Raw genomic sequence first — 25,102 nt, 5'->3', positions numbered from 1 at the left:
GGACTCGCCTTTACCCATTGACGAACCTCCAGAGAGCCCCGAGGGTGATGAGCATGCCGACGACGGTGTTGATGACGGGATACCACCAGTACGCCCGGTCCACGTCGACGCCGGCGGCGACGATGCCGAGGACGACGACCGGATAGGCCGCCAAGAGCGCGCCGAGTCGGAGGTCGACCGCGGCGAAGGCGACGGCGGCGAGGCCCCACGTCGCGGCGCAGTACCAGTAGGTCCGGCGCTCGCCGAGGGCCGTCGCAGTCGTCCGAATACCGGCCTCGCGGTCGGGTTCGATGTCGGGAATCGCGGAGAACGTGTGCATCCCCATCGTCCAGAGCCACGCGCCGGCGACGGCGAGCATCGGGGGGTTCGACCCCGAGACGGCCGCGTAGGCGGCGACGCCCGGCAGGACGTACAGGCCGTTCGAGACCGAGTCGAGAAGCGGCGTCGTCTTGAACCGAAACGGCGGCGCGCTGTACTCGACGGCGAGGAAGAAGTGCGCGGCGAGCCACGGCCACGCCACCCGCGGAACGAGGGCGAACAGGCCGACGCCGAGCAGGCCGCTCGCGGCGACGACCGCGGTGTTTACTGGGTCGCCGCGCCAGCGGGCCTCGCGGTCGTCTTTCTTCGGGTTCGCCTCGTCCACGTCGGCGTCGAACACGTCGTTGACGCCGTAGAGAAAGACGTTCGCGGGGACGAGGAAGTACGCGAACAGGGCGACCGCTTCGAGGCCGAACAGGTCGGCGGGGGCGCTCGCGGCGGCCGCGACGCCGACGACGACGGGACCGGCGAGGTAGAGCCAGAAGCGGGGCCGCGAGAGGACCGCGAGGTAGACGAGGCGGTCTCGAAGACCGCCGCCTTCCCGTCCGTCGCCCGCTCGTCGGCCGTCGCTGTCCTCGTCGGACCCGCCGGACCCACCGCCCTCGCCGGACTCGGTCTGTGCGGCCATGTCGTCGGTCACCTCGCGTCTTCGGCCATCTCCTCGGCGGTGAGTTGACCGCTGATGAGACACATCGGGACGCCGATGCCCGGCGTGGTAAACGAGCCGGTGAAGTAGAGGCCGTCGACCGCGTCGGAGCCGTGCGGCGGCCGGAGGAGCGCCGTCTGGAACAGCGTGTGCGCGAGGCCGAGCGCGGTGCCCTGCGTGCTGTTGTAGCGCTCCTTGAAGTCGTTCACGCAGAACGACTCCTCGACGACGATTCTGTCGCGGAGGTCGACGCCGGTGTTGTCGGCGATGTCGTCGAGGACGAGGTCGCGGTAGCTCTCGCGGCGTTCCGGCGTGTCCTCCAACCCGGCCGCGATGGGGACGAGCGCGAACAGGTTGCTGTGACCCTCCGGCGCGACCGAGTCGTCGGTCTTCGACGGCACACAGAGGTAGTACGCGGGGTCGTCGGGCCACGCCGGGTCTTCGAATATCGTCTCGAAGTGGTCGTCCCAGTCGGTGGGTAACACGAGCGTGTGGTGGGCGAGTTCGTCCACGTCGCCCTCGACGCCGAGGTAGAGCAGGAACGCCGAGGGGGCGTACGTTCGGGAATCCCAGTAGTCGGCGTCGTACTGCCGCTTCTTCTCCGGGAGGAGCTCCTGTTCGGTGTGGGCGTAGTCGGCGTCGGAGACGACCTGGTCGCAGAGGAACTCGCGGCCGTCCTCGGTGCGGACGGCGAACCCGCCGCGGCGACCGGCGATTTCGGCCACCGGGGAGTCGGTGTGGAACTCGACGCCCAACTCCTCGGCGAGGTCGACGATGGCGTCGACGACGCCCGCGAGACCACCGTCGGGGTAGTAGACACCCATGTTGAAGTCCACGTGGCTCATGAGGTTGTAGAGCGCTGGCGTGTTGTTCGGCGCGCCGCCGAGGAACACCAGCGTGTACTGCATTATCTGCTGGAGCTTCGGGTGGTCGAAGTAGTTCTCGACGTGGTCCTGCATCGAGCCGACGAGCGAGAGCCCCCACGAGTACCGGAACACGTCGAGGTCGATGTAGTCGGTGAGGTCCGGGCGGTCGGTGTAGACGAAGTGCTCCATCCCGATGCGGTAGTTCCGCTCGGCCTTCCGGAGATAGTCGTCGAGCCTGTCGCCCGCGCCGGGTTCGTACGACTCGAAGGTGGCCTTGTTGGCCGCGACGTCGGGGAGCATGTCCACCCGGTCGCCGTCCTTGAAGAAGATGCGGTAGTGCGGGTCGAGCCGGGTCAGACCGTAGTAGTCCTCCGGTTGCTTGCCGAAGTAGGCGAAGAAGCGCTCGAACACGTCGGGCATGAGGTACCACGACGGCCCCATGTCGAACCGGAAGCCGTCGCGTTCGAGGGTGCTGGCTCGGCCGCCGAGCTGTTCGTTCTTCTCCAACAGGGTCACGTCGGCACCGGCGTCCGCGAGGTAGCACGCCGTGGAGAGGCCGCCGAAACCACCGCCGACGACGACGACGGACTCGCCGTCGAGAGAGTCGAGAGCCGAGACAGAATTCATGTCCGTTCGTAAGGACGTAGAGGACATAAATCGACTGACCGAATCGACCGCCGTCGGGGGGTAGCTTTAGGCTCGGTCCCTCCTTACGGCCCCGCATGAACGACACCACCGCGGTGGTCACAGGCGCGAGTTCCGGAATCGGCGCGGCGGTCGCGCGCGCCCTCGGTCGCGCCGGTGCGACCGTCGTCGTCTGTGCCCGCGACGGCGACGCCCTCCAGTCGGTCGTCGACGACATCGAGGCCGGCGGCGGGACCGCCAGCGCCGTCCGCGCCGACGTCCGCGACGAACTCGACATGGAGCGCCTGATGGAGACGGCGGCCCGCGCCGGCGGACGCATCGACGTGCTCGTCGCCAACGCCGCCGTCGCCCACGGGTCCCCCGGCGAGATGCCCGCGCCCGAGGAGTCCTACGCGGCGTTCGACGACACCCTCCGGACCAACGTCCGCGGCGTCTTCGCGGCAGTCAAAGAGGCGCTCCCGCACATGGCCGACGACGGACGCATCCTCGTGCCCTCCGGCTCAATCGCCCGCGAGGCGAAGCCGGGGATGGGCGCGTACGCCGTCTCCAAGGCGGCCGCCGAGGCGCTCGGCCGGCAGTTCGCCGCCGACTGCGACCAGACCGTGACGGTCGTCGACCCCGGCCTCGTCGCCACCGACCTCACCGGCGGACAGGGCCGCGACCCCGACGACGTGGCCGACCTGTTCGTCTGGGCGGCGACCGACGCCGACCCCGCCGAGTTCGACGGCGACATCGCGGACCTCAAGGCGTGGAAACAGGCGACGCGGTGACGACCCTCCCCGTTCCGACTCCCCCATCCCGCCGGAACCGCGCCCCTTATTAATCCGAGCCAGCTCGTTCACAATATGAACCGTTCGACGGCCATCGGCGCGGGGAGCGTCGTGGCACTCGTCGCGCTCTCCGGGTACGCCGCGAGCGCCGAGGCGTGGAATCTCCTTATCGTCTCGTGGGCCGCCTTCGGCGCGATGGCGCTCGCCGCGCCCTTCGGCGCGCGGAGCCGGACCGAACACGCCGAGGGACTCGTGTGGGGCTACGGCCTCGCCAGCGGCGCGATGGTGACGAGCGCCGCGGTGTTTCTGGTCCCGCAGGCGCTCGGCCACCACCCTCAGTTCGGCGGCTTCGGCATCGCCTTCGGTATCCTCGCGGGCTTCGCCGCCCACACCGTCGGCCACCGATTCGCCCATATGGACTTGCCCATCGACCGCACCGTGGCGGAACTCTCGGCGCACGCCGTCTCCGCGGGCGCGATTATCGGCGTCGTCTACGGAAACATCGACGTGGGCGTCGGTCTCGGCCTCGCCATCGTCTCGCACAAGGGGCCGGCCGGCTACGCCGCCGCCCGCCGGCTCTCGGGCCGGGGCGAGTCGGTCGCCCCGCTTCTCCTCCCCGCGGCGGGCCTCGGCATCGCCGCCATCGTCTCCAGCGCCGTCTCGCTCCCGGCGACTGGCGCGTTCCGCGGGCTCGTCTTCGGGTTCGCCTCCGGCGTCTTCCTCCACGTCGCCATGGACTTCCTCCCGCGCTGTGAAATCGGCAGCGAGATTCACGAACTCCTGTCGGTCGAAGACGGCCACGCTCACGCGATTCTCGACCGCCTCCGGGTCCACGCCGCGCTGAGCACCGCCGTCGGCGGCCTCGCCGTCTTCGCCGCGTGGCTGGTGCTCAACTAATCTCTCATTCGCTCGCCGGCCCGAGGTAGCCCCACGCGAGCAGTCGGTCGCCGTCGCCTGCTATCCAGCGCTCGCCGATGTCGTCGCGGTAGTAGAGGTTCGGGATGACGATGTCGTCGACGCGGTCGTAGGCCTGCTTTCTCGCCTCCTGCATCGTCTCGCCCTTCCCGGTGACGACGAGCGGAATGCCGCTCTCGCCGGCCGCGCGCCACTGTCCGTCGACGAGTTTCGCGTCCTCGATGTGGACGCCCTCGCGGCTGTCGGTCTCGAAGACGACCGCCGCGTTCCGCGAGTTCTCGTCGTAGGTCTTCTCGTCGGTGAAGGGAAACGGCGGCAGGACGATTCGGACCGCGATTTGGTAGCCGCTGTGGACCGATAGCTCGGGGTCGTTGCCGTGGGCGAGGTCGTAGAAGAACTGCGCGGTCGACGACTCGAACGACTCCTCTTGGAGCGTAATCGTCGGGTAGCCGAACCGCGGCGTGAACTCCAGCGGGTAGATGCCGTGTTCGTTGACGATGCAGTTGATGTCGATGCTCCCGACGTAGCCCTCCTCGGCGAGCCACGGTTCGAGCCGACCCAGAGTCTCCTCGAACAGCCGGTTCCGCCCGGCCCAGAACATCGACGTGCCCATCTCGCCGGTCGAGGGTCCGATGTTGCCCGGAAAGAGCTTCTTGTGCTCGAAGTTGAAGTTCACCGGGTCGACGAACGTCTCCCCGTTGAAGAAGCCGCAGACGGCGATTTCGACGCCTTCGACCTTCCGCTGGAGCTGAAAGCCCTTCATGCGGTGCCCCCACGCCTGCTTGTAGGCGCGAAGCACCTCGACTACGTCGCTCCCGTCGTCCTCGTTGCCGACGTAGAGGAGTCGCTTGACGTTCTGGACCTCCCCGAGCGGCTTGATGACGTAGGGGGCGCGGTTCCGCCGGACGTACTCGATTCCCTCGTCGAAGTCGCGGAAGACGCGCTGTTCGATGGTGTTGACGCCGTGTTCTTCGAGCACGTCCATGGCGTAGCCGCGGTCCTCTTCGAGGCGGTCGGTGTTGGGCGTCCCGCCGACGACGGCGTGTCCCTCCTCGCGGAGTTCCTGCGCCAGCGCGCCGGTGCCGATATCGGAGCCGACCCAGATGTCGTCGAAGACGATGACGTCGGCCCATTGGACCTCTGCGCGCCAGTCGTCCGTCTTCGGGACGAAGCCGTCGCCGATTTCCTTGTCGCGCTCGGCTTCGATGTAGTACCGAACGTCGTGGCCCTCCCTGTGGACCTGCCACGCGAGGTCGGTGATGAGCGCGGCGTCCGCCGACACGAAGAGGAACTTCATAGCCGACGACTCGGGCGGCGGCCTGAAAACTGTGTGTGTGTGGTGAGCGGTGGCTCGGCGACGACTCAGTTGCTCGCCAGTCGGCGAAGCTGGACGGAGACGCCGAGCGCCGCCCCGAGGAGTAACACGAGGTTGAACGCCGCTTGGAACGGCGCGCGGTACTCGGGGTTCACCCACGTCGTGATGGTCTGGCTGGCGTTGAGGTAGAACTGCAGCGCCGCGATGAGCGCGAGCAACAGCAGCCCCGCGAGGACCGCGTAGTCGAGATAGCGGCGTATCCGCTCCGCGAACTCTCGGTTCTCGCTTTCCTCGTCGTCTCCCGCGTCGTCGGCACTTTCGGGTGGCTCCGGCGTCGCGCCGGTCGAGACCGCCGTCTCGATGTCGGCCTCGTCGGCAGTCGTCGAGTCGTCGCTCATTTCGACCACCTCCGGGCGACGAAGACGGCCGCGAGCAGTCCCACGACCGCCACTATCGGCCCGAAGCCGGGTGCCGCCGAGGAGGTCTCGGTCTGCTCGTACTCGGTTCGCTGCGGTGCGTCGCCGTCGCCGTTCTCGAAGTCTTCGACGCGGAGTTCCACGTCCTCTCTGGTCTGGTTCACGCTAATCGTCCTCGTTGGGTTCAGGTTCGCCGCGCCGCGGGCGGTGTCGATGACGACCCCGTCGCGGAGCAACACGGTGTCGATGTAGTAGTTGTAGCCGTTCGGGACGCTCGCCGACGCGTCCACCGTCTCGGTCCGGCCGGCCGCGATGGCCCCCGCATCGACCGTCGTCCGGGAGGCCACGATGTTCGATTCAGCCTGCCGGAGGACGAACAGCACCGAGAGGTCCTCGGCCGGGTCGTCGCCGGCGTTCGTCAGCGTCGCCGTCAGGTCGAGCGTCGTCCGGTCCTCGCCGGCCTCGCCGATGGCGAATGAGACGGGCGGAAGCGCCTCGCTGTCGGTGAACGAGGTGGTCGACCGGAGGTACGGCGGCTTGATGGCCGAGACGCCGCGGACGCTCTTTCGCGCCTGGTCGACCCGCTCGTCGTCGCTGTAGAGGACGACTTCGATGTCGTAGCCGCCCTCGCGGGGGACCGTGAGGTTGGTCGTCGTCGCCGTCTCACCGTCCTTCGAGAGCGTCCCGACGTCGAGTTCCTGCGTCGTCGTCAACAGCCCCGACTCGGCGTCGACGGCGCGGACGAGGACGCTCACGTTCTGCGTGGGGTTTCCTCGGTGGTCGATGCGTGTCTCGATTTCGAGCGTGACCGTCTCTCCCGTCGCCTGTCCGGCCGCGATGGAGACGCCGGCGACGTCCACCGGTCCGGGTCGGACGGGGCCGTCGTCGGTCGGGTCCGCGACGACCCCCGGAACCACGGCGGCGGCGACGAGCGCCACGACGACGACGCCGACCGCCCCGGCGGTGAGGAGGGCGTTTCTTTCCATACCCGACTGACATTTACGGTCGGGTATATGTTTTGTCCCCGACGGGTTGGCGGAGCAGGCGACACAACGGAGGCACCGCGGCCGCAGAGACACCGCAGCCGTGGGGACCCGCCCGACTCCGGGAGTGTCATGGTGAGTGTGAACACACGCTTTGGCCTCGGGGCGCGTATCTCTACTGCCATGTCGAAGGCGATGCAACAGGCGACGTGTTCGTGCGGGTTCAGCGTAACCTCGGAGAACAGAAACGAGGTCGTGAAAGTGATTCAGGAACACGCCCACGACGAGCACGGAAAAGAGATGACGAGAGACGACGTGCTGGCGATGATGAAGCAGGCCTGACGAGCGTGGTCGGGCGTGGATTTTTATAGGACGGCGTAGCGATATGTGGCATGGCAACATACGTTATCGGGACGAACTCGGTCCACACGAGCGCCGAAGTCTGCGACTATCTCTCGCGGCGAATCGACGCCGGCGACGTGCTCCACGTCGTCAACTCTCACCGCGGCGGCGACGAGACCGACAGCGAGGACGTTCGCGACGGCGAGGACGCCCTGAACGTCGTCGTCTCCCGTCTCGGCGACCTCGTGGACGTGGAGACCCACCAGTACATCCGCGGTAACGACGCCGCCGACGACATCCTCCAGTGCGCCGACGAACACGACGCGGACGAAATCGTCATCGGCGTCCGAAAGCGCAATCCGACCTCGAAAATCGTCTTCGGCAGCACGGCACAGGACGTGCTGTTGAACTCGAACATCCCGATGGCGGTCGTCCCGCTGGAAAAAGTCTAATCGTCGCGTCCGAAGTCGCTCGCGGCCGCGTTAGTCTCCGGCCCGGTACTCGACGAGCACCATCTCGAATGCGGGCTCCTCGTCGCCTTCCTCCTCGTAGAACGCCATGTAGCCCGGCAGCGGACTCTCCGGCGTGACGCAGCTCTCCCAGAAGACGCTCCCGTTCGTCCGGACGACGAAGTTCGCGCACTCCAGGCCGGCGTAGGCGGAGATTTCTTCGACTTTGAAGCTCACGTTGCCGTTTTCGCCGGAGGCCTCCCAGCCGTCGCCGACGCGGAGCGTCTCGCCGTCGACCCCGCTGTAGTACGGCGAGTCGAAGCCGATGGTAGCGACTGAGCCCGACGGGCTTCCGGCGAGTTCGCCGTAAATCTCGTCCGGCGGCGCGCTCACGGTCTGCTCGCTCGTCGTGTTGGGCGTGACCAGTTTCGTCCGAATCGTCACCTCGTCGTCGGTCGCGGAGACGACCTCCCACTCGTAGGTTGCGGTGCCGTCGATGCTCGGACTCGTGATGTCGTAGCGGTAGTACTGTCCGGTCCGGTACCGCTGGTCCCACGTCCCGTTGAAGCTGAAAGACGTCCTCTCTGCTGCGTCGCCGTCGCCGCTCTGGTCTGCCGACTCGCCGTCGGCGGCGGTCCCGGTCGCGTCTGTCGCGCCCGTCGATGCGTCGGTCGCGGTCGTGGCGTCGCCGCCGACGCCGCCCCCGCACCCGGCGAGGAGAACCATGAGTGCTGCGAGAAGCACTCGCGCTGCTGTGGGTTGCATACAAGACACGAGAGGCCACCCGGGGACATAATAGACACGTCAGACGGGGCGAGGGCGCACGAGGCGAACCGAGACGACCGTTCAGTTCTCGCCGTCGGCGTCGAGGACCTTCTCGGCGAGCGTCGGCACGAACGTCCCGATGTCCGTGACCATGCCGATGGCCTGCGAGGAGCCGCGGTCGAGCAGTTGCGTGACGGTCGCGGGGTTGATGTCGACGCAGACGGTCTTCGCCGTCGAGGGCAGGCAGTTGCCGACGGCGACGGAGTGCAGAAGCGTCGAGAGCATGAGCACCATGTCGGCGCGGTGGGCCTGCTCGCGGATGGCGTTCTGCGCCTCGATGGTGTCGGTGATGGTGTCCGGAAGCGGGCCGTCGTCCCGAATCGACCCCGCGAGGACGTACGGTACGTCGTTTTTCACGCACTCGTACATCACACCCTCTTTGATGAGTCCCTCCTCGACCGCCTCGGCGATGCCGCCGGCGCGGATGACCTCGCTGATGGTGTAGATGTGGTGTTTGTGGCCCTTTCGGGGGTGTTCCATCGTCTCCATGTCCATCCCGAGAGAGGTGCCGTACAGCCCGCGTTCGATGTCGTGGGTGGCGAAGCCGTTCCCGGCGGAAATCATGTCCACGTAGCCCTCGCGGACGAGTTCGGCGAGGGCGTCGCCGCCGCCCGAGTGGATGAGCGCCGGTCCGGCGACGACGAGGACGTTCCCGCCGTCGGCTTTGGTCTCGCGGAGCGCGTCGGCGACCTCGCCGATGAGCGACTCCGAGGGGCGCTCCGAGGAGACGCCGCCCTGCATGAACCCGAAGGGACCCGAGGCGTCGCGGGGCCGCTCCGGCGGCTTGACGCGAATCCCCGCCTCGTCGGTGACGACGAGGTCGCCCTCCTCGATGCCGTTGAGGACTTTCGTGTAGGCCCGGGGGCCGTCGTCGGTCTCCTCGACGACTATCGCGCAGTCCATCTCGATGTCCTCGACAGGGAGCCACTCGCCTTGATACCGAACGTCGGTCGGGTGGTTGGTCGTCGAGTAAAAGCCCACGGGGACGACCCGGTCGGCCGGCGAAGCCTCGACGCGGGCGTCCACGGGGTCCGTGAGGTTCGCGCCGATTTGGTGGAGTTCGTGCAGTATCTCCTGGAGCGTCTCGCGGTCGTCCGCGGTCACCGACATGCGGCAGTAGGAGGTCTGGTCTTTCTGCCGTCCGACGTCGAACTGCTCGACGTCGAAGTCGCCGCCGAGGTCCATCACGATACCCATGGCCTGTTGCATCATCCCCGAGTCGATGATGTGGCCGTCGAGTTCGACCGTGCGCGTGAACGTCATCGACGGAGAGACGGGGGAGGCGGCAAAGTGGGTTACGGACGCGACGACGCGGAGAAAAGACGGAGTCGGACGAAGTTCAGTTCGGCCCGGGTTCAGAGGAAGAAGCTCTTGAACGTGTTGGCGACGGTCCAGACGACCTGGTCGACAGGGTGGCCCTTCTCGCCGGAGACGCGGATGCGGTCGTCGGCGAGGGCGTCTTGAACCTCGGCGAGCGGGTCAGGCGAGTCGGCGATGGTTTCGAGGGTCTGTCGGTCCGTCGTGATTCGGGTCGACGCCTCGTCGTTGGCGCCGGTCGAGATGTCGTCGATGCGCATGTCGTCTTGCACCGACGCCGAGAACACGTGCGTCTCGTCGCCGTCTTCGATGTAGACGTTCACCGTCTTCCCCGCGATGAGGCTTCGGGCGAACGATACGTCGAGCTGTTCGACGTTATCGTTGTACAGCGCGACGCCCTCTTCGAGGAGCTGTTGCATCTCCTCGTCGCTCGGTGCCTCCGACTCCTGTGCGAACACCGGGGCGGACGCGGCCACCGCGACGAGCGCGACGGCGAGGAACAACGAGACGAAACGTGTGGATGTGGACATTTCTGTGTGGTATATGCCGGGCGAGGACATAATGGTTCGCGCGAGCGTTCAACGGGATGACTCGTTCCCGTCAGCGAACCGTTCGGAGGAACGACAGGAGGTGGCCGAACGTCTGTTCGAACGCCCGGTCGTAGTGGTCGAAGTGGCCGGCGGGGAGTTCGACCAGCGTCGACTCCGGTAGCTCGTCGGCGAGGGCGGCCACCGCGTCCGCGGGCGCGAGGTCGTCGCGCGTCCCCGAGACGAGAAGCGTCGGGCAGGTGACGGCCTCCGGGTCGGAAAGCGCCCGGTAGCGGAGCAGCGAGAGGAACAACCGAGCGGGCGTCTCGTCGCGCCACGCGCTCCCCGGCGGCACGAGGTCGCGGTAGGCGGCGCGCACCCCGGGGTCCTCGAAGACGGCCATCGACGAGCCGTCGCCGACGACGGGGACGCGATACGGGCCGAGGAGCCGCGACTGGAGTTTGTCGCGGACGCCGGCGGCGACCGCCGCGAGCGTCCCTTTGACGCCTCGGCCCCGTGTGACCGCCTTTCCGTCGAGCATGGGGTTCTGGGCGACGACCGCGGCGACCCGACCGTCTTCGGCCGCTGCGCGGAGCGCGTAGCCGCCGGAGAGCCCCGCCCCCCAGAGGACGAGCGAGCGCGAGTCGATTTCGTCGCGTCCACGGAGGCCGTCGAGCGCGGCGTGCCAGTCGGCGACCTGCGAGTCGGGGTCCACGAGATTCCGGGGCTCTCCGTCGGAGTCACCGGTGTTCCGGTAGTCGAAGAGGAACGACGCGTAGCCCGCCTCGGCTAGTCGCTCCGCGTAAGGTCGGAGCCCGAAGCGACGCTCCGCGGCGAGTTCGCCGGCCATGACGACCACCGGCGGCGACTCGACGCCGTCGGGGCGGTAGAGCCAACCCGCGCAGTTCGTCCCCTCGCTCTCGAACGTCAGCGAGACGCGCGAGTACTCGAAGTGCGAGGGCCGACGCGGGCCGCGTGCGGCGGGGCGCTCGCCGCGGTGACGCCACGCGCTCACGCGTCACCCTCCTCGTAGAGGCTGTCGAGAACGCGCTGGGACAGTTCCTCGTCGTCCAGCGAGTAGTCGTTGTACGCGCGAATCCAGTCGGCTTGGAGCGTCCACGTCGCCTGCACGTCGCCCTCGCTTCGGAGCACTGTCGCCTCGACGGTCCTCGGGTTGAACTCGTCGTCGCGAGCGAGGTCGAGGAAGGCTGTGACGGCGCGGCCGACTTCGCCGTGGTCGGGTTCGACGTCCGGGAACGCCGTGAGATAGGTCAGCGAGACGGACTCGTCGAGCGAGACTGACTCGACGCTGATGCCGTTGCCGCGGAGCGCCTCCTCGACGGCGGCCACCGGTTCGAGGTCGTTCATACCACGCGATACGACTGCCGGCCGCTAAACGTTTGCCGCGAGACAGGACGATGCGCGGCCTCGACCGACGGCGTCGAGTCGGGTCGGCAGGGACGAGACGAGTCAGTCCGTGGTCGCGTCGGCCCGGCGGAGCGCGTCGTGGAGCGAAAACAGCGGTTCGATGTCGCCGGCGGCGTAGTCGACGAGGAGTCGAGTGAGTTCGGCGTGCGTCCGGGTGTGGTCGAGTCCCGCGACCACGCCGTCGACGTACGTCTCGCCCAGCGCCTCCCCGACGTGCGCGCCCTTGACGTGGCCGTCCTCGATGCCGAGGCGTTCGAGATAGCCCGCCGGGAAGTCGTAGTCGTCGTACCAGACGGTCGGCTGGTCGATGCCTGCTTCCTTGCACGCCTTCCACAGCGCCGGGATGTCGCGGTTCGGACGGACCGCTTCCGGGTACGCCTCGGCGGCGAGCGTCCCGAGGTCGACGTGGTCCGCAAACAGCGCGTCGATTCGGCTCGGCGCGTCCGCCCAGACGCCGGCGTCCGCGACTCGGTCGGCCCACGTGCGGAGGTGGTGTTCGTCGAAGTACTCGCCGTTGTAGGTGACGACGCCCTCGCCGCGGGCCTCGCACCACTCGACGACCCGTCGGAGGAGGTCGGCGGTGTGTTCAAGCGACCAGTCGCCGTCGCGGAGGAGCACCTCGACTTCGACCTCGGCGTCGTCGCTGGCGCGGTAGCCGAGGCCGACGGCGACCAACTCGAAGTCGTCGGTGTTTCGGAAGTCGCTCGGCGGACCGTTCGGGCTGGCCGTCTCGATGTCGACTGCGAGTCGCCCCTCGTGCATACCCCGCTGTTCCGGCGGCGGCAGTCAAAAGTGACCGGATTGTCGGCGGTGCGGGCGGTCCGAGACGGACGCGCCGCTCTCGGTGCGAGTGGGTCAGAAATGAAGTGAAGTGGAAGTGACGTTCGCCGCGAACGTGCGGCGGCAGTCGAGCGCGTCGGTGCTCGCTATTCGGAGCCGAACATGTTGCGCATCATCGGGTGCATCTCCATGAGCTGTTCCTCCGCGATCTCCTCGTACAGCTTGTACGTGATGGAGACCGTAAGGAGCAGCCCCGTCCCGGAGACTGCGCCGATGGTGCCGAGCATGTTCGCCATGACGGCGAGCAGGCCGACGAGCGCGCCACCGATGACGGTCACTTGCGGGATGTACCGCTCCATGACCTTCTCGATGACCTGCGGGTTACGTCGGAACCCAGGGATCTGCATCCCGGAGTTCTGAATCTGTCGCGCGGTCGATTCCGGACCCATGCCCGTCGTCTCGACCCAGAATATCGCGAACACCGCGCCACCGACGATCATGAAGACCAGGTCGATGAGCACGCGGATGGCGATGTCGAGCGGGTCGGCCGACGTGAGCCCGAGGAACCACATCCAGTCGGACCGCGACTGGATAGGCGCGAGGTAGTAGAACAGGCCACCGGTGACCTGTCCGCTCGTGTACTGGCCGAGCCACGCTGGCATGGCCGCCCACGAGTTGTTGAGGATGCGCCCGAGGAACTGGATGTTCGCCTGCAGGGCGCGGACGAGGATCATCGGCAGGACGCTCGCGTAGATGAGCTTGACCGGGAAGCGACCGCGGGCACCCTTCACACGGGCGTGCGAGAGGGGAATCTCGACGCGGACGCTCTCGGCGTAGACGACGATGCCGAAGATGAGCACCGTCGTGATGAGCGCGAGCAGCTGTCCCTGACCGAGGAAAATCGTCGACAGCAGGTCGGTCGGCGAGGCCGGCAGTTCGATGGCACCGGTGATGATGCCGATCCACGTCGGGAAGAACCCGGACGCGCCGCCGAGGCCCTCCCAGCTGAACAGCCCACCGACGAGCTGCTGGCTGACGCCGGCGATAATGAACAGGCCGACCCCGGAGCCGACGCCCCACTTGCTGACGATCTCGTCCATGAACAGGATGAGGACACCACCGACGGCGATCTGCGCGAAGATGAGACCCTTCACGCCGAGCGTACCGATGCCGAGCGACGCCGCTACGGCCTGGTCGGCCGGCAGGAAGTTGCCGGCAAACACCATCGGCAGACCCGTCAGGACGATCATGACCCCGACGAGCAGCTTCTGCAGTCCCTGATAGAGGATCTGGTCGCGCGGGCTGTTGTCCGTGTCGAGCCCGAGCAGGTCAGCACCGCCAAGCAGTTGTAGGACGATGCTCGCCGTGACGATTGGACCGATACCCAGTTGGAGCACCGAGCCCTGCTGGCCGGCCAAGATGGACCGGAACTGACCGAACAGGTCGTTCGCGGTCGCGGCGTCGACGCCGAACAGCGTCACGTTCGTCAGGAAGAAGTACAGAACGAGGATGCCACCAGTCCACCCGAGCTTCCGGCGGAACGGTACGTGTCCCTCCGGTCGGGCGACTGCGGGCATCCGCGCCAGCACTGGTTCGGCGGCGTCCTTCCATCCCATGATTTATTCCTCGTCGTCCTCGTCAGCGTCGGCCGATTCCTCGGCCTCCGCCGCTTCTTCGGCACGTTCGGAGAGTTCGGCGTTGCCGCCAGCCTCTTCGATGAGTTCGACGGCACCGGCCGTGAAGGCGTCGGCGACGACGTGCAGTTCGTTACGAACCTGCCCGCCACCGAGCACCTTCACGACATCCGCTTCCCAGCCGTCCTCGGCCACGTCGCGGGCGTCAATGGTGTAGGTGTCGCCATCCTTCTCGGCGACTCCGTCGGCCGCGAGGAGCGCTGCGTCCTCGTCGAGCTTCTGGATCTTGACTTCGGCGACGTCGTCCTGCAGGACGTCAGGTCGCTTGAAGCCGTGCTTGCCGAGCGGCTCGTAGTTGTGGAACTCGTGTTTGTCGCGTCCGGCGCGGCCGCGACCGCCGCGGTGACCGGCACCGCGTCGGTTCTTGTGCGTACCGCCGCTGTGCGTGCGGGAACCGCGTTGGCGTCGCTTCTTGGACGTCATCGCATGTCCTCCAGGAGTTCGTCGATCTGTTCGGTGCTGTGCTTACCGAGCTGGCCACCTTCCTTGGTGACGTGCTTCTGTCCGCGGTGGCCGCCACGCGGCGGGTGCAGACGGAGCACGGGGGAGACGCCCTGCTTTCGCAGCGTCGTCTCCTCGTCGACGATGGCCTGCGCGAGCGCGGCCACGTCGTCGTAGTCGGTGTTCTCGGAGACCCACTCGTCGGTGATGTCGCCGTCGCCCTGCTCGGGCTCGGCGCGCGTGCTGATGAGGGTCTCGACGACGTCGACGCTCGGCTCGCCGTGCGCGACGAAGTCGTTGACCTTCGAGATCATCCCGCGGTAGGCGTCCGTTTCCGGCACGAACGTCGCGTGGTTCACGCGGTGGATGTTGAGCATCGTGAGCGTGTCGCGGACGTCCTGTGCGATGTTGACCTCACCGCGAAGCTGAACGATAGCCTGCATTATTCGCGCACCTCCTGACGCACTTCACGAGCGCGCTGGGGCGTACGGGACTGCGACGCGTTCTTGAGCGCGTTGTAGGTCGCCTTCGCGAGGTTGACCGTGGTCCGGGTGTTCCCGTCGCTCTTGGTCCAGGCGTCCTGGATGCCGGCGAGTTCGAGGATGTTCCGGACGGTCTCTGCGGCCGCGAGGCCGAGACCCTGCGGGGCGGGGATGATGCGGACCGTCACGGAGCCGGCCTTGCCCTCTGCCTTGCGCGAGAGGGAGTTGAGGCCGCCTGCGCGGTCTTCCCACGACCCCGAGCCGCGGTCTACCTTGATGATGTTCAGTTTCGCCACCTCGATGGCTTTCTGGATGGCACCGCCGACCTGGTCGTCGCGGGCCTCAGCGTAGCCGAGGTAGCCGTCACGGTTCCCGACTGCGACGACACACCGGAACTTCACCCGGCGGCCGGAGTCGGTCATGCGCTGGACCATGTTGATGTCGAGCACCTCGTCGTCCAGTCCGGGAAGGAGCTGGTCGACGAGCTGGGGTTCCTTAAGCGGAAGTCCCGTCTCGAGCGCCTGGTCCATCGACGTGACGTCGCCGTTCTGCACCATGCGGCCGAGCCGCGTTCGCGGCTCCCAGCCGTTGTTATTTCTGCTCATTCGTCCTCCTGAAGGTTCCCGAGCACTTCGTCGAAGTGGTCGGGGAGGTTCGTGGCATCGAAGTCTCCACTGTAGAGCGGCTCGTCGAGCTGCTCTGCGTACTCGGCGATGTGGACACCGCGGTTGCGGTCCCAGTCAGCGAGTACTGCGTCGTTGTGGGGGATTTCGAGGCCAGCGTCGATAGCACCCTCCTGCACCGCGAAGACCTTGTTTCCGGGCGTGGCCGTGTTGAGGCCGATGTCGAGGACCGCTTCCTCGACGCCGGCGGCCAGCGCCCGCTTACCTGCCAGATACCCCGTGAGGTACGCGCTCGGGAGGTTGCCCGTGGGGGCTTCCCAGCCGTACTCGTCGAGGTCAGCAGAGGTCGCTGCAGCGTGGGTCTCGTCGCCCTGCGGGCCCGGAGTGACCAGCTGCGCCCTGACGTGCTTGTTGCTCACGCGAGCAACGAGGCGGGGCTTGCCCGATTTCAGCAGGCGCAACCTTTGATGGTAATCGGTCCGGACTTCGCGGCGACGCCGCATCGGAACCTTGTATCGTGGTCCGGTCGCCATTATTGAATCTCCACCTGGTAGTTGTTCTGAATGTACGCTTCAAGCCGGTCCACGCTATCGAATTCGCCACCGGACGCCTTGTTGTAGAGCGAGCGGTACTGGGAACGGTCGAGCGTTCCGTCCTCGCGAAGCTCCTTCAGGCGACGGCGCTGGGCGCGGATTCGGCTGACCCATGCGTCTTTCTTGTTCTGTCGAGCGCCGGAACGGCCCTTGCGGGAGCCGGCACCCTTGCGGTGACCGTAGGAACGCTTGGCGGCGCGCTCGCGTGCGCGACCTTTCGAGTTGCCCTTGGCGTCCTTGGCGCGAATCGTGCCCTCGTCGACGAGTTCACGGATGTCTTCGCGCGTGATGGCCTCCGCGATTTCGGCCTGTTCCTCGGGGTCGAACCAAACTCGACCCTTGCCGACGTCGAGGACGTCGGCCGCCATTCGCTTCTGCGCTTTGAGGTCCGTCATCAGTTATCCACCTCTACTTCGACGTAGGTGGGGTTGAGGACGCGAATCTCGCGGTCCTCACACGCTTCCTCGATGCGCTCGCGCTTGCGCGCGCCGACCGAGGAGGCGATGCGAACTGCCTGCGTATCGCCGTCGATGCCTTCGAGGTCGTCCGTGTTGAACACGCGGACCTCCTCGAAGCCCGACGGGTGAAGGCCGCGGGCGGCCTTCGGCGTGCGGTAGCCCGCCTCGACCTTGGGGCCCTTGCCCTTGATGCCGATACGCTGTTTGGAGAGACCACCACGGGGGCGACGCCACGACGTGGGCGTGCGCTTCTTCTTGTGGTAGTCCTGCCGGTTGAACTGCGGCTTGCCTTCGCGGCGCTTCTGCGCCAGGGCTTCCGCGGTTTCGTCGTCGAGCTGGGGCTTCTTGTCCGCGTGACCGCGGGGCTGAAGCTCCGTTTCGACGTCTTCGGCTTCCTCTTCCTCAGGCTCGGCTTCGGACTCGTCTTCGACTTCGGCCTCGGCCTCGTCGGAGACCTCGAGGCCACCGACGTCGGCTTTGATACGCGCGGCGAGCGCGTTCCCGATGCCGTCGACCTCGGCCAGTTCGGACTGGCTCGCGGCCTGTACGTCGTCGACGCTCTCGAAGCCGGCTTCGCGGAGCGCGTCGGCCTTCGACGGGCCGACGCCGCTGATGTCTTCGAGTTCGGTGATTTCTTCCGACATTAGGCATCACCAGTCTGCGGTTTCTGGGTGATGTACACGCCGTCGGTGAACACGCGAGTGTCCTTGTCCTTGACGCGGGTGAGTTGTTCGATGTCGGCGGCGGTCTGCCCGACGTCCTCCTTGTTGGAGCCCGTCAGGGTGAGTTCTTCGCCGTCGACCTGTACGTCCGTGTCGCCGCGAATCTGCGCTCGTCGCGGGGACTTCTCGCCGAGGAAGTTCTTGATGACCACGTCGCTACCTTCGACGCTAACCTGCATCGGGAAGTGAGCGTAGTGGACTTCCATCTTGTACTCCCACCCCTCGGTCGCGCCGTGAAGCATGTTGTTCACGTGGCTCTCGAAGGTACCGATGGTCGCGTTAGTCTTCGCGTTCTCGACGTCGCTCTCGATGACGATAGCGTCGTCTTCGGCGGAGACCGAGACGTTCGGGTACCAGAGGCGCTTGGTGACGCTTCCGTTGGGGCCCTCGATGGTGAGCTCGAGGTTTTTGACCTCGGCGGATACCTCGTCCGGGATTTCGATTTCTATTCGGCTCATTGTTCTAGTAGACGTAGGCGATGATCTGGCCACCGATGCCCTTCTCGCGGGCCTCGTAATGGCTCATGACGCCGTGGCTCGTCGTGACGATGAGCGCGCCGTAGTCACGGGCGGGGAGGAATCGCTTCTCCCATTTCTCGAAGTCGTCGGCTCCGGCGGAATACCGGGGCTTGACGACGCCACAATCGTTGATTGCGCCTTTCAGTTCGACCTCGAACAGACCGGCCTTGCCGTCGTCGACGAACTCGAAGCCGTCGATGTACCCGCGGTCGTAGAAGACCTCGAGGACGGAGCCGATGATGTTGGAGGCGGGCTGGATCTCGTGGGACAGGTGTCCGACGCTCTCGGCGTTGTCCACACCGGAGAGAGCGCTACTGAGTGGGTCGTTGTCAGCCATTGCTTATCGGTACTTCTTGAATCCCATCTCGCGGGCGATCTCTCGGAAGCACTGGCGGCACAGGTTGATGTCGTACTTGCTGACAAGTCCCTGCTTTCGACCGCAGCGCCGGCACTCGTTCTCCTGGCCGGTGCGGCGGGATGCGTGCTCGCCCGTCTGTTCTGTTTCGCTATCGCTCATTCTTCAACCTCCACGTCGAACGTGGACTCGATGAACGCGACGGCGTCCTCGACGGTCATCCGGTGGGACGACGGAATCTGACGGGAACGCTTGTCGCGCTTTTTCACTCGGTAGCCGGGGCGGACGAGGTTAACCGTCACGTCCAGCCCGTAGATACCGATCTGCGGGTCGTACTCCTGGCTCGGGAACTCCGTGTGCTCTTCGACGCCGAAGCCGAAGTTGCCCGTCTGGTCGAACGACGAGACGGAGAGGTCCGCGATGGGGAGTGCGGTTTCGAGGAACTCGACGGCGGTGTCACCACGGAGGGTGACCTTCGCGCCGACGGGTTCGCCGCGGCGGACGCCGAAGTCCTGCGAGGCGCGGCCGGAGATCGTGCGGACGCTCTCCTGACCGGTAATCTCCTCGAGGATGTCCTCGGCCTTGGCGAGTTCGCGACCACCTTCGCCGACGCCCATGTGGACGACGACCTTCTCGATGCGCGGGTCGCGCATCGCGTGGAAGTCAGCCTCGCTCATTCGTCATCACCGCCGTCAGTAGCCTGACGTGCTTCGGACTCGTCGTCCGAACCCGTGAAGTTCTCGTCGATGACGACGACGTACTGTTCGACCGTCTCGAACTCGCCGTCTTCGGTCTCGACGACAACGGAGTTGTTCCCGCTGCCGGGCGTGACGATAATCTCGGTGATTTCGCCGATCTCGCCGGAGTGCCGTCCGTTGACGGCCGTGACGAGCGCGCCTTCCTCGTAGGGGAAGTGCGCGACGACGTCCTTCGTCTCGTTGTCGACGACGATGGAGTCCTTGCCGCTGTACTCCGACGCGTCCTCGACGATGAGGGTCGCCCCGTCGTGGAGCGTCAGCTGGAAGTCGCCACCGCCGACCTGCGTCTTGTTCACGATCTTACCGAGACGGCTGGATGCCGAGTCGGCGTCGATGGGGGTCAGCGCCAGGCGGCCTCCCTCGTCGGGGAAGACGCGGTAGTACTCCTCTCGCTGGACGAACGCCAGGATGTCGAACATCCCGATGGGACGGCGGACGTCGGAGGCCACGTCGCCGTTGACCAGAATGCTCTGGTGGTTGAGGGCGTACTGGGCCTCCTTCTTCGAGTCCACGTAGCCGAGCACGTCGCGCAGGACGATGAGGAGGGGAACCCCCTCTTCGCCGTGCGGACCCGCTCCGGCCTTGACCGTGAACGTGCCTGTCTTGCGCTCGACCGGCCAGGACTTCGGTACGGACAGTCGCTTCTGGTGTCGAGTCATTCGTTATCCTCCTTGAGTCGGGCCTCGCGCACGTCGTCTTCGAGGTCCAGTTCCGTCACGCGGACGTTACTGGCCTGAAGGGGGCGTGGGACCTCCTCGCCGTCGGCTTTCTCAACGGTGACGCCGTCGACGTAGATGACGGCGTCGGTGAGGTCGACCTCGGTGACTTCGTCTTCTTCGCCGGCGAAGTCGCCGCGGAGCACCTCGACCGTGTCGCCCGCGTTGACGCGGACGTTACGGCTGCCGTACTCCTCGCGGAGGTCGGCCGACAGCGGTGCGCGGACCTGCTTTTGCCGCTCGTGGAGCGGCGCGTCGCGAATCTGGGTTCGCTGTTTGCGCGGTTGTCGAGTCATACTATACAATCATCGTAGCCGTCGATGCGATACTCCCGAAGCGCTCGGCGACTTCGCGTGCGACGGGACCCTTGATCTCGGTCCCGCGAGGCTCTTCCATCTCGTCGATGATGACGGCGGCGTTGTCCTCGAACTTCACACGCGTGCCATCGGGCCGGCGGATGGATTTCCGCTGGCGGACGATGACCGCTTCGAGCACCTGGCGGCGCATCTCGGGGGTACCCTTGGTGACAGAAACGGTCACCTTGTCCCCGATGCCTGCCTTGGGGTGGCGGTTCTTCGTGCCGGAGTAACCCGCGACGCTGATAATCTTCAGTTCACGAGCGCCGGTGTTGTCGGCGCACGTGACCAGCGAGCCACGGGCGACACCCTTGGTGATGTCCGCTTTGAGCGCTTCCATCACTCGTCACCTCCGATAATCTCGACGACGACGTGGGATTTCGTCTTCGAGAGAGGTCGGGTCTCCGCAATCGTTACTTCGTCACCGACAGCGACGTCGTCGAGCACGCCCGGCACGTGTGCCGGGATGCGGGAACGTCGCTTCATGTAGCGGTCGTACTTCGGAACGAATACGTCGTACTCCCGCTCGACGATGACGGTCTTTGCCATGTCCGTCGAGACGACTGTCCCCTCCAGGGTCTGACCCCGGACGGAGAGCGAGCCGTAGAACGGACATTTTTCGTAGTCGTAAGCCTCGGAATCGTCAGGTTCCGGAGGCATTGGAACGTCAAGTCCTATCGCCATTTCGAGTCACCTGTAGTTTCGGTGCGCAGGGCGGGTCGTGAGAGCAGTTGTGCGCCATCCACCGTAACGTAGGCCACGCCCTCGCAATTCCCGGAACGGGAAGCCGCCGATGATGAGTCGGCGAGCCGATCAGACTGACTGGCATCAAATCCGCCAGTAGTATCCGACCGAAGTTTGGACGCGGTCCCCGACGCCTTCGCAGCGCCGGCGGCTTCATCTGTACGCGGAATCTCGAATTCGAAGGTCGCCCCTCGTTTCGGCACCTGCCGCACCCGAGACCCGTCGTCGACCATGAGCGTGTGCATCGTCTCGACGACGATGCGACCGGCTATCCCGACGAGGTCGGGGTTCGCCGCGTCGACGACCTCCACGTGGAGGCCGTTGAGCTCGTGTCGCGTGAGGGTCTCGGGTGTAAGTGGCATTTTATTCTTCGTCGAGGTCGCCTTCTTCGCCCTGAATCGTCTTGATTCGGGCGATGGTCTTCTTCAGTTCAGAGACGCGGCCGGGGTTCTCCGGCGCGCCACCCGCGGCCTGCACGGCCTTCGCGTTGAGCAGCTCCGTCTCGAGCTCTTCGAGCTCGGCGGTGCGCTCTGCGGGCGTCATGTCGCGAATCTCTTCGGTGTAGAGGATCGCCATTTATTCTTCCTCCGTTTCTTCGTCGTCGTCTTCCATCTCCGCGACGAGGTCGGCCGCCTCTTCGGCGACGTCTTCGTCGAGTTCTTCGTCGTCGTCGACGACTTCCTCGACCGCTTCGTCCTCGTCGTCGTCGGCTTCGTCGTCGACGACTTCTTCTTCGACCGCTTCGACGGCCGCTTCCTCGACGACGTCTTCGTCGACTGCGTCCGTCTCGTCGTCGGCCTCCTCGGAGACGTCCGGAACTTCCTCCGGCTCCTCTTCGAGGAGGTCCTCGACGCTCTCGGTCTCTTCGATTTGTTCGACCGCTTCGGGGTTCGCGTCTTCCTCGACTTCGAAGTCGTCGGGGAGCTTCGCACCCGGCGGGATGATCTTGACCGTCACGCCGATGGTGCCGAGCTTCATGACTGCGACGCCCTGGCCCTCGTCGACGATCTCCTGTGCGGGCTCGCCGTTGTGCTTGATGTAGCCGCGGTTGAACTTCTCGACGCGGGAGCGAGCGCCCGTGACCTTCCCGGAGAGGACGATTTCGGCACCGAGGGCGCCGGCGTCCATGATACGGTCGATGGTCGTGTGGCCCGCCTTACGGAAGTACCAACCGCGCTCGAGCGCGTTGGCGAGGCGGTCGGCGACGATCCGGGCGTTGAGGTCCGGCTCGTCGACTTCCTGCACGTCGATCTGAGGGTCGTCGAGGTTGAATCGCTCTTCGAGTTCGCGGGTGACCTTACGGATGTTCTTCCCGCCTTTCCCGATGACCATCCCGGGCTTTTCGGCCTTGAGCACGATCTGGGTGCCCATCGGCGTCTTGGCGACGTCCATGCCGCCGTAGCCCGCTCGACCGAGCTCTTCTGCGAAGAACTCGTCGATCTGGGACCGCTGCAGTCCGTTCTCGATGAATTGGTGTTCGTCAGCCATTATTCCTCGACCTCTTCGATGATGAGTTCGACATCACAGATTGGGGTGTTCCACGGGTCCGCCCGACCGAAGGCGCGGGGCTTGCGACCCTGACGTTCGCCGACCTTGTGGGCGGCGACGTGCTTGATCTCCATAGCCGGTCCGTCGAACCCTTGTTCGGTCGCGTTGTTGCGAACGTTTTCGAGGAGTTCGAGGAACGCCTTGGACGCCTTCTCGGGGTACCGTCCCGCGTCCCAGCCGTCGATGTCGCTTCGGTGACCGACACCGGAGTTGTGCTGCTTGAACGGAACCGACCGCTCGCCGTCGATGACGGCTTCGAGGTACTCCTCTGCGTCGGCGACGGGCATCCCCTTGATGGCTCGGGAGATGGCCTTGCTGTGCTTGATGCTGATGGGCCGGTCCCGGAGCATACCCTTGGCCGTGGTGTCCGGGTCGGCCTCGACGCTGTAGTTGATTCCCATGGTTTACTTGAGGGGCACGAACTTCGAAGACCGGGTCGCGCCGATACCGGCCTGACCGTGCTCGACCGAGCTACGGGTCAGCTGGAACTCGCCCAGGTAGTGTCCGATCATCTCGGGCTGAATCTGGGTGCGTTCGAACTCCTGGCCGGTGTAGACGGCGAAGGTGAGACCGACGAATTCGGGGAGAATCGGCATGTCACGCAAGTGCGTTCGAATCGGTGCGTTAGCCGTCTCCTCTTCCGTCTTGTCCTGAGCCTTCGCGAGCAGCTTCTCGTGCTCGGCCGACAGGCCTCGGGTGATGGTTCGCCGCTGACGAGCGGGGAGCAGTTCCGCGACCTCGTCGAGCTCCATATCCTGCAGCTCGTCGAGCGTGTAGCCGCGGTAGGTGAACTCACCTTCGCGGCCGGTGCGGTATTGCGTACTCATGGTTACTTACCTCCCTTGCCACCGCGACCGGTGCGTTTGGAGGCGATGTCACCGACCTTCCGACCCGGCGGAGCGTTCCGCGAGACGGACTTCGGCTGACCGGGGTGCTGCCGGCCGCCGCCACCGAACGGGTGGTCGACGGCGTTCATAGCAACACCACGCACGCGCGGCCACTTGATACCGCGCGCTTTCATCTTGTGGTACTTCTTGCCTGCCTTGACGAAGGGCTTCTCCGTGCGGCCGCCACCGGCGACGACGCCGATGGTGGCGCGGCAGTTGGGGTTGAGGCGCTTGACCTCACCCGACGGGAGCTTCACGATGGCGACCTTGCGGTCGTGCGAGAGAAGCTGCGCGCTCACGCCGGAGGCGCGGGCGAACTTCCCGCCGTCGCCGGGCTGGTGCTCGACGTTACAGACGGGGACACCCTCGGGAATCTCGGCGAGCGGCAGCGTGTTGCCGGGCTTGATTTCGGCGGAAACGCCGATCTGAAGCTCTTCGCCGACGGTGACACCCTCGGGCGCGAGAATCATGCGCTGTTCGTCCTCGAACTCCACGAGGGCGATGGGCGCACTGCGTGCGGGGTCGTGCTCGATGCCGACGACCGTACCCGTGATGGTGTCTTTCTCCTCGGACTTCTTGTGCGACAGTTCGGCCTTGTAGCGGTGCGACGGCGCCCGGAAGGTGGACGTACCGCGACCACGACGCTGGCCCTGAATTCGGCGTCCCATGGTTAGAACACCCCGATACGCGACGCGACTTCCTGCGCGTCGTCGTCTTCAGAGAGACGAACTGTTGCTTTCTTTTTGCCTTTCATCGTGACCTGCGTGTTGACCTTCTCGACGGTCACGTCGTAGCGCGACTGGACTTCGTCCTTCACGTCGGACTTCGTCGAGTCGATGTGGACGATGAACTGGAGCTTGTTGTCGAAGTCCATCTGGTTCATCGCCTTCTCCGTGACCAGCGGGTGTTCGATGATGCTCATCGTTCTGCGACCTCCTCGAGCGCGCTCTCGGTGAACAGCGTGAGGCGACCGGCGTGGGTGCCGGGCGCGAGGTCTTCGGCGGAGACGTTCGCCGCGGTGGCGACGTCGACGCCGGCGAGGTTGCGAGCCGCCTTCGAGGGCTCGTCAGCCGTCACGAAGAGGATGGACTTCGGACGGGTGTACTTGCGACCGCGGAGCTTGCCCTGGCCGCTCTTGACCTTCTTGTTCTCCTCGGAGCGCTCGATGTCGTCGTAGACGCCGAGCGACTGCAGGAGGTCGACGACCTCCTTCGTCTTGACGAGGTCCTCGAAGTCGTCGGAGACGACGAGGGGGAGCTCGAGGTCGTCGTCGAAGCGGTGACCGCGCTCGGCGACCAGCTCGGGGTCCGCCGTGGCGGCGAGCGCCGAGCGGACGGCGAGCTTACGCTCCTTCGTGTTGATCTCCTTCCCCTGGTCCTTCTCGGCCTTCGGCGGGTGAGCGCGACGGCCGGAGACGGCGTGCGGGACGCGTCGGGCGACGCCGTTCTGGCGTGGGTCGTGGGACATCCCACGGCCGCTGCCCATGGACTCTGCCGGGGTTCGAAGTCCGGCGTAGGGGTCGGCACCGTACGGCTGTTTTCGGTTTGCCTGCGCGGCGATGACAGCACGCTTGATGAGGTCCGGACGGTAAGCCGTCTCGAAGACCTCGGGCAGGTCGATGCTGCCCGCGTCGTCGCCGTTCAGGTCTCGGATAGTTGCCTGCAT

General features: G+C 66.1%; 38 protein-coding genes. 4 read left to right on the top strand and 34 right to left on the bottom strand.

From position 1 onward, the window contains the following. Positions 1-10: 10 nt before the first annotated feature. On the bottom strand, positions 11-958 hold the full coding sequence (locus C5B90_RS10175; RefSeq protein WP_115881204.1) for a prenyltransferase: 948 nt from the start codon (positions 956-958) through the stop codon (positions 11-13). Next, positions 955-2,457, bottom strand: coding sequence for an NAD(P)/FAD-dependent oxidoreductase (locus tag C5B90_RS10170; RefSeq protein ID WP_115881202.1), 1,503 nt, complete (start codon positions 2,455-2,457; stop codon positions 955-957). The genes C5B90_RS10175 and C5B90_RS10170 overlap by 4 nt, the downstream gene beginning before the upstream one ends. 95 nt (positions 2,458-2,552) lie before the next feature. Here C5B90_RS10170 and C5B90_RS10165 point away from each other — a divergent pair, with 95 nt between their 5' ends. Both C5B90_RS10165 and C5B90_RS10160 read left to right on the top strand, forming a co-directional pair. Then, complete coding sequence (locus tag C5B90_RS10165; RefSeq protein ID WP_115881200.1) at positions 2,553-3,245, top strand: SDR family NAD(P)-dependent oxidoreductase; 693 nt, start codon at positions 2,553-2,555, stop codon at positions 3,243-3,245. A 75-nt stretch (positions 3,246-3,320) separates the two neighbouring features. After that, positions 3,321-4,142: a ZIP family metal transporter gene (locus C5B90_RS10160; protein ID WP_115881198.1), complete on the top strand. Its 822-nt coding sequence runs from the start codon at positions 3,321-3,323 to the stop codon at positions 4,140-4,142. Positions 4,143-4,146: 4 nt separating this feature from the next. Here C5B90_RS10160 and C5B90_RS10155 read toward each other — a convergent pair whose 3' ends face one another. The 3 genes from C5B90_RS10155 to C5B90_RS10145 all read right to left on the bottom strand — a co-directional run bounded on the left by C5B90_RS10155 (position 4,147) and on the right by C5B90_RS10145 (position 6,877). Further along, positions 4,147-5,457 (bottom strand): phosphoribosylamine--glycine ligase, encoded by a 1,311-nt coding sequence (locus C5B90_RS10155; protein ID WP_115881196.1) that lies wholly within the window; start codon positions 5,455-5,457, stop codon positions 4,147-4,149. A gap of 65 nt (positions 5,458-5,522) precedes the next feature. Then, the gene (locus C5B90_RS10150) at positions 5,523-5,882 is read right to left on the bottom strand and encodes a hypothetical protein (protein WP_115881194.1); all 360 of its coding nucleotides are present in this window, start codon (positions 5,880-5,882) and stop codon (positions 5,523-5,525) included. Further along, complete coding sequence (locus tag C5B90_RS10145; protein WP_115881192.1) at positions 5,870-6,877, bottom strand: PGF-CTERM sorting domain-containing protein; 1,008 nt, start codon at positions 6,875-6,877, stop codon at positions 5,870-5,872. The genes C5B90_RS10150 and C5B90_RS10145 overlap by 13 nt, the downstream gene beginning before the upstream one ends. Positions 6,878-7,057: 180 nt before the next feature. Between C5B90_RS10145 and C5B90_RS20560 the strand changes: the two genes are divergently transcribed. Together C5B90_RS20560 and C5B90_RS10135 are read left to right on the top strand one after the other, a co-directional pair. Beyond that, positions 7,058-7,216, top strand: a complete 159-nt coding sequence (locus C5B90_RS20560; RefSeq protein ID WP_158250835.1) for a DUF1059 domain-containing protein — start codon at positions 7,058-7,060, stop codon at positions 7,214-7,216. 50 nt (positions 7,217-7,266) lie between these two features. Next, entirely contained in the window at positions 7,267-7,668 is a 402-nt protein-coding gene (locus C5B90_RS10135; protein ID WP_058827544.1) for a universal stress protein, read from the top strand. A gap of 30 nt (positions 7,669-7,698) precedes the next feature. On the opposite strand, the gene C5B90_RS10130 is transcribed toward C5B90_RS10135, so the two are convergent. From C5B90_RS10130 to rpl4p, 29 genes are all read right to left on the bottom strand, one after another. Then, positions 7,699-8,391, bottom strand: coding sequence for a hypothetical protein (locus tag C5B90_RS10130; protein ID WP_115881188.1), 693 nt, complete (start codon positions 8,389-8,391; stop codon positions 7,699-7,701). 120 nt (positions 8,392-8,511) lie between these two features. Further along, on the bottom strand, positions 8,512-9,753 hold the full coding sequence (locus tag C5B90_RS10125; protein ID WP_115881186.1) for a TIGR00300 family protein: 1,242 nt from the start codon (positions 9,751-9,753) through the stop codon (positions 8,512-8,514). 92 nt (positions 9,754-9,845) lie between these two features. Then, a complete protein-coding gene (locus tag C5B90_RS10120; protein WP_042663574.1) occupies positions 9,846-10,337 on the bottom strand; it encodes a hypothetical protein in 492 nt (163 codons plus the stop codon). Positions 10,338-10,407: 70 nt separating this feature from the next. Continuing rightward, the gene (locus tag C5B90_RS10115; RefSeq protein WP_115881184.1) at positions 10,408-11,349 is read right to left on the bottom strand and encodes an alpha/beta hydrolase; all 942 of its coding nucleotides are present in this window, start codon (positions 11,347-11,349) and stop codon (positions 10,408-10,410) included. Then, the gene (locus C5B90_RS10110; RefSeq protein ID WP_115881182.1) at positions 11,346-11,702 is read right to left on the bottom strand and encodes a hypothetical protein; all 357 of its coding nucleotides are present in this window, start codon (positions 11,700-11,702) and stop codon (positions 11,346-11,348) included. Before C5B90_RS10110 ends, C5B90_RS10115 begins: the two co-directional genes overlap by 4 nt. A 102-nt stretch (positions 11,703-11,804) precedes the next feature. After that, positions 11,805-12,524, bottom strand: coding sequence for a hypothetical protein (locus C5B90_RS10105; RefSeq protein ID WP_115881180.1), 720 nt, complete (start codon positions 12,522-12,524; stop codon positions 11,805-11,807). A 164-nt stretch (positions 12,525-12,688) separates the two neighbouring features. After that, positions 12,689-14,158, bottom strand: a complete 1,470-nt coding sequence (gene secY / locus C5B90_RS10100) for a preprotein translocase subunit SecY (protein WP_115881178.1) — start codon at positions 14,156-14,158, stop codon at positions 12,689-12,691. Positions 14,159-14,161: 3 nt separating this feature from the next. After that, positions 14,162-14,659: an uL15m family ribosomal protein gene (locus C5B90_RS10095; protein WP_004974953.1), complete on the bottom strand. Its 498-nt coding sequence runs from the start codon at positions 14,657-14,659 to the stop codon at positions 14,162-14,164. After that, a complete protein-coding gene (locus tag C5B90_RS10090) occupies positions 14,656-15,120 on the bottom strand; it encodes a 50S ribosomal protein L30 (RefSeq protein ID WP_008095305.1) in 465 nt (154 codons plus the stop codon). Before C5B90_RS10090 ends, C5B90_RS10095 begins: the two co-directional genes overlap by 4 nt. Then, positions 15,120-15,764 (bottom strand): 30S ribosomal protein S5, encoded by a 645-nt coding sequence (locus tag C5B90_RS10085; protein WP_049905066.1) that lies wholly within the window; start codon positions 15,762-15,764, stop codon positions 15,120-15,122. Before C5B90_RS10085 ends, C5B90_RS10090 begins: the two co-directional genes overlap by 1 nt. Then, the gene (locus C5B90_RS10080; protein ID WP_004969595.1) at positions 15,761-16,315 is read right to left on the bottom strand and encodes a 50S ribosomal protein L18; all 555 of its coding nucleotides are present in this window, start codon (positions 16,313-16,315) and stop codon (positions 15,761-15,763) included. The genes C5B90_RS10085 and C5B90_RS10080 overlap by 4 nt, the downstream gene beginning before the upstream one ends. Then, on the bottom strand, positions 16,315-16,770 hold the full coding sequence (locus C5B90_RS10075) for a 50S ribosomal protein L19e (RefSeq protein WP_008095301.1): 456 nt from the start codon (positions 16,768-16,770) through the stop codon (positions 16,315-16,317). Before C5B90_RS10075 ends, C5B90_RS10080 begins: the two co-directional genes overlap by 1 nt. Further along, positions 16,770-17,477: a 50S ribosomal protein L32e gene (locus C5B90_RS10070; RefSeq protein WP_115881176.1), complete on the bottom strand. Its 708-nt coding sequence runs from the start codon at positions 17,475-17,477 to the stop codon at positions 16,770-16,772. Before C5B90_RS10070 ends, C5B90_RS10075 begins: the two co-directional genes overlap by 1 nt. Next, complete coding sequence (locus C5B90_RS10065) at positions 17,477-18,013, bottom strand: 50S ribosomal protein L6 (protein ID WP_004974940.1); 537 nt, start codon at positions 18,011-18,013, stop codon at positions 17,477-17,479. Before C5B90_RS10065 ends, C5B90_RS10070 begins: the two co-directional genes overlap by 1 nt. Positions 18,014-18,017: 4 nt before the next feature. Continuing rightward, positions 18,018-18,410 carry a 30S ribosomal protein S8 gene (locus tag C5B90_RS10060; RefSeq protein ID WP_004042581.1) on the bottom strand — a complete coding sequence of 131 codons (393 nt, stop codon included), beginning with the start codon at positions 18,408-18,410 and terminating at the stop codon, positions 18,018-18,020. Positions 18,411-18,413: 3 nt separating this feature from the next. After that, positions 18,414-18,590, bottom strand: a complete 177-nt coding sequence (locus C5B90_RS10055) for a 30S ribosomal protein S14 (RefSeq protein ID WP_004042587.1) — start codon at positions 18,588-18,590, stop codon at positions 18,414-18,416. Beyond that, positions 18,587-19,105 carry a 50S ribosomal protein L5 gene (locus C5B90_RS10050; protein WP_004974920.1) on the bottom strand — a complete coding sequence of 173 codons (519 nt, stop codon included), beginning with the start codon at positions 19,103-19,105 and terminating at the stop codon, positions 18,587-18,589. The genes C5B90_RS10055 and C5B90_RS10050 overlap by 4 nt, the downstream gene beginning before the upstream one ends. Further along, entirely contained in the window at positions 19,102-19,845 is a 744-nt protein-coding gene (locus C5B90_RS10045; protein ID WP_008095292.1) for a 30S ribosomal protein S4e, read from the bottom strand. The genes C5B90_RS10050 and C5B90_RS10045 overlap by 4 nt, the downstream gene beginning before the upstream one ends. Then, positions 19,842-20,198, bottom strand: a complete 357-nt coding sequence (rplX, locus tag C5B90_RS10040; RefSeq protein WP_115881174.1) for a 50S ribosomal protein L24 — start codon at positions 20,196-20,198, stop codon at positions 19,842-19,844. Before rplX ends, C5B90_RS10045 begins: the two co-directional genes overlap by 4 nt. Before the next feature lies 1 nt (position 20,199). Further along, the gene (locus tag C5B90_RS10035; protein ID WP_004042597.1) at positions 20,200-20,598 is read right to left on the bottom strand and encodes a 50S ribosomal protein L14; all 399 of its coding nucleotides are present in this window, start codon (positions 20,596-20,598) and stop codon (positions 20,200-20,202) included. Continuing rightward, positions 20,598-20,942 carry a 30S ribosomal protein S17 gene (locus C5B90_RS10030; RefSeq protein ID WP_042663561.1) on the bottom strand — a complete coding sequence of 115 codons (345 nt, stop codon included), beginning with the start codon at positions 20,940-20,942 and terminating at the stop codon, positions 20,598-20,600. Before C5B90_RS10030 ends, C5B90_RS10035 begins: the two co-directional genes overlap by 1 nt. Next, the gene (locus C5B90_RS10025; RefSeq protein ID WP_058827535.1) at positions 20,933-21,364 is read right to left on the bottom strand and encodes a ribonuclease P protein component 1; all 432 of its coding nucleotides are present in this window, start codon (positions 21,362-21,364) and stop codon (positions 20,933-20,935) included. The genes C5B90_RS10030 and C5B90_RS10025 overlap by 10 nt, the downstream gene beginning before the upstream one ends. Before the next feature lies 1 nt (position 21,365). Next, positions 21,366-21,578 (bottom strand): 50S ribosomal protein L29, encoded by a 213-nt coding sequence (gene rpmC / locus C5B90_RS10020; protein ID WP_004062417.1) that lies wholly within the window; start codon positions 21,576-21,578, stop codon positions 21,366-21,368. After that, a complete protein-coding gene (locus tag C5B90_RS10015) occupies positions 21,579-22,490 on the bottom strand; it encodes a 30S ribosomal protein S3 (RefSeq protein ID WP_115881172.1) in 912 nt (303 codons plus the stop codon). It lies immediately after the preceding gene. Beyond that, positions 22,490-22,951 (bottom strand): 50S ribosomal protein L22, encoded by a 462-nt coding sequence (locus C5B90_RS10010; RefSeq protein ID WP_004042608.1) that lies wholly within the window; start codon positions 22,949-22,951, stop codon positions 22,490-22,492. Before C5B90_RS10010 ends, C5B90_RS10015 begins: the two co-directional genes overlap by 1 nt. Before the next feature lie 3 nt (positions 22,952-22,954). Next, on the bottom strand, positions 22,955-23,377 hold the full coding sequence (locus C5B90_RS10005; protein WP_042663557.1) for a 30S ribosomal protein S19: 423 nt from the start codon (positions 23,375-23,377) through the stop codon (positions 22,955-22,957). A 2-nt stretch (positions 23,378-23,379) separates the two neighbouring features. After that, on the bottom strand, positions 23,380-24,105 hold the full coding sequence (locus C5B90_RS10000) for a 50S ribosomal protein L2 (protein WP_004974912.1): 726 nt from the start codon (positions 24,103-24,105) through the stop codon (positions 23,380-23,382). A gap of 2 nt (positions 24,106-24,107) precedes the next feature. After that, positions 24,108-24,359, bottom strand: a complete 252-nt coding sequence (locus C5B90_RS09995; protein ID WP_004974911.1) for a 50S ribosomal protein L23 — start codon at positions 24,357-24,359, stop codon at positions 24,108-24,110. Then, a complete protein-coding gene (gene rpl4p, locus C5B90_RS09990; RefSeq protein WP_058827532.1) occupies positions 24,356-25,102 on the bottom strand; it encodes a 50S ribosomal protein L4 in 747 nt (248 codons plus the stop codon). Before rpl4p ends, C5B90_RS09995 begins: the two co-directional genes overlap by 4 nt.

Origin of the sequence: Haloferax sp. Atlit-12N, assembly GCF_003383095.1 — an archaeon.
Lineage (GTDB): Archaea > Halobacteriota > Halobacteria > Halobacteriales > Haloferacaceae > Haloferax.
Note: the sequence above shows the minus strand (reverse complement) of the source record. Positions and strands in the feature narration are given on the sequence as shown.

Bases quoted from the DNA above. Each gene is read 5' to 3' on its own strand.
- C5B90_RS10170 (WP_115881202.1), bottom strand. From the start codon at position 2,457: ATGAATTCTGTCTCGGCTCTCGACTCTCTCGACGGCGAGTCCGTCGTC.
- C5B90_RS10165 (WP_115881200.1), top strand. From the start codon at position 2,553: ATGAACGACACCACCGCGGTGGTCACAGGCGCGAGTTCCGGAATCGGC.
- C5B90_RS10160 (WP_115881198.1), top strand. From the start codon at position 3,321: ATGAACCGTTCGACGGCCATCGGCGCGGGGAGCGTCGTGGCACTCGTC.
- C5B90_RS10155 (WP_115881196.1), bottom strand. From the start codon at position 5,457: ATGAAGTTCCTCTTCGTGTCGGCGGACGCCGCGCTCATCACCGACCTC.
- C5B90_RS10145 (WP_115881192.1), bottom strand. From the start codon at position 6,877: ATGGAAAGAAACGCCCTCCTCACCGCCGGGGCGGTCGGCGTCGTCGTC.
- C5B90_RS20560 (WP_158250835.1), top strand. From the start codon at position 7,058: ATGTCGAAGGCGATGCAACAGGCGACGTGTTCGTGCGGGTTCAGCGTA.
- C5B90_RS10135 (WP_058827544.1), top strand. From the start codon at position 7,267: ATGGCAACATACGTTATCGGGACGAACTCGGTCCACACGAGCGCCGAA.
- C5B90_RS10130 (WP_115881188.1), bottom strand. From the start codon at position 8,391: ATGGTTCTCCTCGCCGGGTGCGGGGGCGGCGTCGGCGGCGACGCCACG.
- C5B90_RS10125 (WP_115881186.1), bottom strand. From the start codon at position 9,753: ATGACGTTCACGCGCACGGTCGAACTCGACGGCCACATCATCGACTCG.
- C5B90_RS10120 (WP_042663574.1), bottom strand. From the start codon at position 10,337: ATGTCCACATCCACACGTTTCGTCTCGTTGTTCCTCGCCGTCGCGCTC.
- C5B90_RS10110 (WP_115881182.1), bottom strand. From the start codon at position 11,702: ATGAACGACCTCGAACCGGTGGCCGCCGTCGAGGAGGCGCTCCGCGGC.
- C5B90_RS10105 (WP_115881180.1), bottom strand. From the start codon at position 12,524: ATGCACGAGGGGCGACTCGCAGTCGACATCGAGACGGCCAGCCCGAAC.
- secY (WP_115881178.1), bottom strand. From the start codon at position 14,158: ATGGGATGGAAGGACGCCGCCGAACCAGTGCTGGCGCGGATGCCCGCA.
- C5B90_RS10095 (WP_004974953.1), bottom strand. From the start codon at position 14,659: ATGACGTCCAAGAAGCGACGCCAACGCGGTTCCCGCACGCACAGCGGC.
- C5B90_RS10090 (WP_008095305.1), bottom strand. From the start codon at position 15,120: ATGCAGGCTATCGTTCAGCTTCGCGGTGAGGTCAACATCGCACAGGAC.
- C5B90_RS10085 (WP_049905066.1), bottom strand. From the start codon at position 15,764: ATGAGCAGAAATAACAACGGCTGGGAGCCGCGAACGCGGCTCGGCCGC.
- C5B90_RS10080 (WP_004969595.1), bottom strand. From the start codon at position 16,315: ATGGCGACCGGACCACGATACAAGGTTCCGATGCGGCGTCGCCGCGAA.
- C5B90_RS10075 (WP_008095301.1), bottom strand. From the start codon at position 16,770: ATGACGGACCTCAAAGCGCAGAAGCGAATGGCGGCCGACGTCCTCGAC.
- C5B90_RS10070 (WP_115881176.1), bottom strand. From the start codon at position 17,477: ATGTCGGAAGAAATCACCGAACTCGAAGACATCAGCGGCGTCGGCCCG.
- C5B90_RS10065 (WP_004974940.1), bottom strand. From the start codon at position 18,013: ATGAGCCGAATAGAAATCGAAATCCCGGACGAGGTATCCGCCGAGGTC.
- C5B90_RS10060 (WP_004042581.1), bottom strand. From the start codon at position 18,410: ATGGCTGACAACGACCCACTCAGTAGCGCTCTCTCCGGTGTGGACAAC.
- C5B90_RS10055 (WP_004042587.1), bottom strand. From the start codon at position 18,590: ATGAGCGATAGCGAAACAGAACAGACGGGCGAGCACGCATCCCGCCGC.
- C5B90_RS10050 (WP_004974920.1), bottom strand. From the start codon at position 19,105: ATGAGCGAGGCTGACTTCCACGCGATGCGCGACCCGCGCATCGAGAAG.
- C5B90_RS10045 (WP_008095292.1), bottom strand. From the start codon at position 19,845: ATGACTCGACACCAGAAGCGACTGTCCGTACCGAAGTCCTGGCCGGTC.
- rplX (WP_115881174.1), bottom strand. From the start codon at position 20,198: ATGACTCGACAACCGCGCAAACAGCGAACCCAGATTCGCGACGCGCCG.
- C5B90_RS10035 (WP_004042597.1), bottom strand. From the start codon at position 20,598: ATGGAAGCGCTCAAAGCGGACATCACCAAGGGTGTCGCCCGTGGCTCG.
- C5B90_RS10030 (WP_042663561.1), bottom strand. From the start codon at position 20,942: ATGGCGATAGGACTTGACGTTCCAATGCCTCCGGAACCTGACGATTCC.
- C5B90_RS10025 (WP_058827535.1), bottom strand. From the start codon at position 21,364: ATGCCACTTACACCCGAGACCCTCACGCGACACGAGCTCAACGGCCTC.
- rpmC (WP_004062417.1), bottom strand. From the start codon at position 21,578: ATGGCGATCCTCTACACCGAAGAGATTCGCGACATGACGCCCGCAGAG.
- C5B90_RS10015 (WP_115881172.1), bottom strand. From the start codon at position 22,490: ATGGCTGACGAACACCAATTCATCGAGAACGGACTGCAGCGGTCCCAG.
- C5B90_RS10010 (WP_004042608.1), bottom strand. From the start codon at position 22,951: ATGGGAATCAACTACAGCGTCGAGGCCGACCCGGACACCACGGCCAAG.
- C5B90_RS10005 (WP_042663557.1), bottom strand. From the start codon at position 23,377: ATGAGTACGCAATACCGCACCGGCCGCGAAGGTGAGTTCACCTACCGC.
- C5B90_RS10000 (WP_004974912.1), bottom strand. From the start codon at position 24,105: ATGGGACGCCGAATTCAGGGCCAGCGTCGTGGTCGCGGTACGTCCACC.
- C5B90_RS09995 (WP_004974911.1), bottom strand. From the start codon at position 24,359: ATGAGCATCATCGAACACCCGCTGGTCACGGAGAAGGCGATGAACCAG.
- rpl4p (WP_058827532.1), bottom strand. From the start codon at position 25,102: ATGCAGGCAACTATCCGAGACCTGAACGGCGACGACGCGGGCAGCATC.